Source organism: Affinundibacterium baiyunense, from assembly GCF_018139645.1.
GTDB classification, from domain to species: Bacteria; Pseudomonadota; Gammaproteobacteria; order Burkholderiales; family Burkholderiaceae_D; genus Undibacterium; species Undibacterium baiyunense.
In genome coordinates this window covers 1-4,968 of the sequence record NZ_JAGSPM010000022.1, presented here as the reverse complement: position 1 = coordinate 4,968, position 4,968 = coordinate 1, and the positions used below count along the sequence as shown (strand labels likewise).

Sequence of the window (4,968 nt, the reverse complement as noted above, 5' to 3'; positions counted from 1 at the left end):
TGGCACCTAGCGTTTTAACCAAACCTGTACCTGTGACGGTCAGGATGTGCGTTGTGACATCGTAGGTCGCTGAAGTAATTGTTGGTGCAGTCACATTTGATACCGTGACGGCATTGCCTGTCAGATCCGCACCGGAGCTACTGGTGCTATCCCAATTTAGTGCTGCTTCTAGGTTAAAGACGGTACCGCTTACTGCTTGTAATCCATTTTTATTGAGCAGACCATTGATTGCGAGTTTATCTGCGGCATTGAGGTTAATAGAGAACGCGGTCGGACTGCTCGCATTGACACTCGGTGTGGTGAGTGTATAGGACGCACCACTTTCGCCTACGAGACTCAATTTGCTAACATCAATTGAATCATTGGTGATCATGCCACTGCCAGTGACCGAGAGGATGCCGGTGGCTGCGTCATAGGTGGCGCTGCTAATGGTTGGCGAGGCAATCGAAACGGACAAACCTGAACTCAAGACGCCAACATTACCTGCGGCATCGGTTGCGCTAGCTTTGATCGTGTGTGATCCGTTGGTTAGTGTTGCGCTGGTAATGCTCCAGTTGCCCGCACCATCTGCAGCACCGGTACCCAATAAGGTTACACCATCGGTGTCGTACAATTTAACCGTGCTATTCGGTTCTGCCGTTCCTGTAAAAGTAGGTGTGGTGCTTGCGGTGATGTTGTCGGTGTTGGAGATACCTGTATCCGTACCAGCTGTCATGTCTGGCGTGCTTGGGGCGCTAGGTGCAGTGGTATCCAAGGTGTAGACTTGACCACTGGTGTAGCCTGTGGCAATGACATTGGTCGCAGCATCCGCAATACCAGTGCCAGAATTCTTTAAGTCAAGGCGCATGGTGCCATCGCCAGTGATGCTATTGACGGTGACGGTATAGGTAGTGCCGCTGCCGCTAATGGCTGCGATGGTGCCAGCAACACCGCCCGTTGTGGTAAGAGTGAAGTCGCTAGTATCCACACCGGTGACGCTTTCGGAGAACGTGACTGTGTACTGCACGCTCGTTGCATTGGTGCTGGCTGATGAAACACGATTAGTCGAAGTTACCGTTGGTGCTATGCCATCGATTAAGACATTTGTCAGTGATCCAATACCAGTGAGTGACAGCGGTGCGTTATTGCCAGCGAGATCTTTGATTGTGCCGCTATTTAAATTGATAGTGTTGGCTAGGCTTACACCATTTGTATCCGCGTTTCCGCTCGTTACGATGTAGCTAAATGTGATAGCGTTCGTGCCACTACCGCTCGCATAATTTACCGCTACGGTTCCGCCGATATCCAAATTTAAATTGAGTGTGGGAGAGCCAGTGATGTTTACCGCCTCGTTAAAGTTGACAGTAAAGTTGAGTGCTTGACCGATCGCATAGGTACCAATTGGCGGTGTTGTCACTGAACTCATTGTCGGGGCTACCGCATCCACAAAAACTAAATTGCTGGCACCAACATTGTTTAGTGTGAGATTCGCGGAATTGCCAGTGGTATCCTTTAAGCTGCCACCATTTAGAGATATTGCACTACCGATAGTAATGCCGTTTGAATCAACATTGCCGTTGGCGATTGTGTATTGAAACAAAAGGGCATTGGTGCCGCTGCCACTTACGTAGCTCGCTACCACGCTGCCACCGATATCTAAAATGATAGGAATACTAGGTGTTCCACCTGTGACATCAACAGTAACCGGTTCATCAAAATTGACTGTCAAATTGAGCATTTGACCATTGCCATACGTGCCATTGTTTGGAGCCGTAACGTTAGAGACGCTAGGGCTTGTTGTGTCGACGTTATAGACTTGGCCAACGCTATAGCCTGCAAAAATTGTATTTCCTGCAGTATCTAAAATGTTCGTACCGCTGCTGTTCAGATCTAAGCGCAGATTGCCATTACCACTAAGGTTATTGACCGTTACTACATAGTTAGCACCACTGCCGCTAATGCTTGCAATATCGCCGTTGACACCTGCTGATTTTGTAAGAGTAAAGTCGCTATTGTCAACGCCAGTCACACTCTCTGAGAATGTGACGGCAAACTGCACAGAGCTAGCATTCGTGTTTGCTGCGCCAGTTCGATTTATGCTAAGAACACTAGGTGGGGTGGTGTCAGGGGGCACCCAATTACTATTGACGTTAGCGCCGGCTTCATTCAGTAACCATTCGTTTCCTGTATTGCTACCAACGCCATTCACGCCTTCGGTAAACGGTTCAGTGTTCCGGGTGGATGCGCTACCTCCAGCACCACCTTGACCATAATTGTTATTGCGTGTTACCGAACTATCTTGGTAATTGAGGGTTCCCATGTTATAGATACCGCCCACACCAAATCCACCGTTACCGCCTTTGGCATATTCAGTACCGCCGGCCCCACCACCACCGGCAGCTAAGTTGTTGCTAATACGCGTGTTAGATAGATTAAGTGTCGACATACTGCTAACGAATATCGCCGCTGCTGCATTGGCACCACTACCAACAGTATTGGAAGATCCAGAAAGTCCAGAGCCTGCGCCACCGCCACCACCAATGGTATTTCCTCCTATGCCAGCAGTTCCACCCGACCCACCGATGGATTCTCCTGATCGCATATTTCCACCAGCGCCACCGGCAGTCGATCCCCCTTTACCTTGTGAACCAGCATAGGCGGCATAAGTACCAGCACTACCATCACCGCCTATCCCCCCTCCACCAGCGGCACCTTGACCGTCTGCGGAAGATTGAAAGTCGCCTCCTTTACCGCCACCTTGACCGGCAAATCCACCACCACCTCCTCCGCCAATACCCGAGGCTTGAAAAGCAGAAAAAGCACTATACCCACTATTGCCTCCACCACCCGACGCTCTATGACCTGAGATATCAGAATTTCTGAGATTGACGATACTCATGCTGATACTCAGTCCCGCGCCAAGCATATTAAATGCGTTTGGATTGTTATATGAGGCTCCTGGTCCGGAAAGAAGGCCTTCTCTAAGCACTAGACCATCTAAAGTAACGGTCGAGGGGGTACCGCCAGAAATAATTTCGAGAACACCACTTTTGTAGTTCGCATCAATGACGACATCGGGTGTGCCGTTCTTGTCAAGATCACCGTTGATACTAATGCTTCGAATAACAATGAGCTCCCTACTGTTTAATTCGATGTTCATAGGGGCGCTAAAGGTTACTGTATCCCCATCGTTAACCCACCTTAGTGCTTCTCGTAGTGACAGCCCACCACCATCAATCATATCGTTGGCTAGTGTTGAGAAACTAAAGTCATCGCCAACGTCAGAATTGGTGGTGACTGTTAAGGTGGCTAAGCTATATGGATAGTTTGCTTGCGCTTCCGACGTGATAATAGTTGGAGCATCAATTTTGCCAGTCGTGATTTCTAATTCCCAATCACCGCCTACACCAGTTTGATCATCCGAAGCAGCGACATCTGCACCGGTGAGATGTGCGAAACTTTGAATGAACTGTAACCCCGATTCGCCCTGCGCTAAATCACAGGAATACAGCAAGATATCGCCACCTGGTCGAATTGATTGGCCGATTTGTGCTAGTGTGGTAGCGCTATTATTCAAATTTTGTTGATTCAAATAACTGCTACCTAACCACATATCACCTGCATTTCCATGTGAAATAAGTTGAATTGAATCGACTAGTTTTCCTGACAAATGCTGCGCGATTTGCTGCAGCCCTTCACCGCTGGGCGTAATATAAACAAGCTCAGTGCCAATTGGAATGTCTCGCAATAAGCTATTGCTTTCGGCGACCCGACTATCAATAAATATAATATGGGCAGTGCTGCCGGCTTCTTGCGACGCAAAGATATTTCCAGATGTGTTTTGTGTTGAAAGTGTTTTGCTTTGCACATCATTCTTCACATTGATTAGATCTGGGGAATGAGTGCCATGTTGTTGCATAGGTAAATTCATAATACTTGGTTTAAATTTGTCCATTGCAGTACTAGACGGTAATTGAAAGGTAGTTGCATTGAAGGGGGCGGTAATTGCTAAGCCAATGTCTTGGAAATTACTTCGTGAGATAGGCATTCACGCTATATTCAAATTAGTCGCATGAAATAAAGCTTGCTACCTATGACGAAAGTGCCGCTGCGTATTGAGAAGCATGTCAGCAGTTCAAATGAAGAGCACGAAATTGATGAGTAAATAATTCAATGCGCGATAAAAATTTCTACGGTAAATAGTTGGAGACGATACTTTTTTAGAATGACATTGTCTATAGTCTATTTAGACTAGACGTGTGCATCAACTCGATGTGATTGGAGGGGAGAAAAATAAGATTTGAAATCACGCGTAACCTGACTGTATGAATGTTTTGATTGATGCCGAGTAATCGATATGCGCCCTATTACTACAATAAATGAAAGTACATGATTAACTTGCATTAAAAAATACAGAGAGCTACTGAAAAGTGCACAAGTAGCCCTCTGTAGTGAGTGACAAAGTTCTGCTTTACTCTAAAAAGCGTCCAATATACTCATTAGAATTAATAAACTGCCCAATGAGGGTAACAGAGTCGGAATTCGGTTGATTGAGTAATTCATTAAAGGTAGCGGGATCAGGAGCACGCCCAAGCAGGCCGACGAAGTCGAGGGTCAGAGAAACCTTGGCTTGTGAAGCGGCTTTGAACTCAGTCGATTCGGTAAAGCTAGCGAGTAGATCGCCGCGGTTAAAGCCGCTAGAGAGTTGATTGACCCAATAGGTTTTACCAGCGGCATCCGCAGGACGGTGTAAGACATTCTGATAGACCAGATCGATGAACTGAGCATTATCGATGGCACTATATTTTTGCTGGAATTCTGTGCTCGCAACAAAGGCATTGCTGATCGAGGATAAAGACATTCCCGCGTTATATTGTTTGATCCAATAATCAAGACCATCACGATCAGGAATGCGATCAAAAGCCCCAAAGTAGAGACGGGCTAAACTACCAATTCCCTGTTGGAACTCGTTTGATGCCAAGAAAGAAG

The 4,968-nt window shown here is 46.9% G+C and carries 2 protein-coding genes; both read right to left on the bottom strand.

The features are described from left to right. A partial coding sequence (locus KDM92_RS18780; RefSeq protein WP_212685773.1) for a DUF4347 domain-containing protein occupies window positions 1–4,027 on the bottom strand: 4,027 nt, incomplete at its 3' end. 423 nt (window positions 4,028–4,450) lie between these two features. Beyond that, a partial coding sequence (locus tag KDM92_RS18165; protein ID WP_212685252.1) for a DUF4214 domain-containing protein occupies window positions 4,451–4,968 on the bottom strand: 518 nt, incomplete at its 5' end.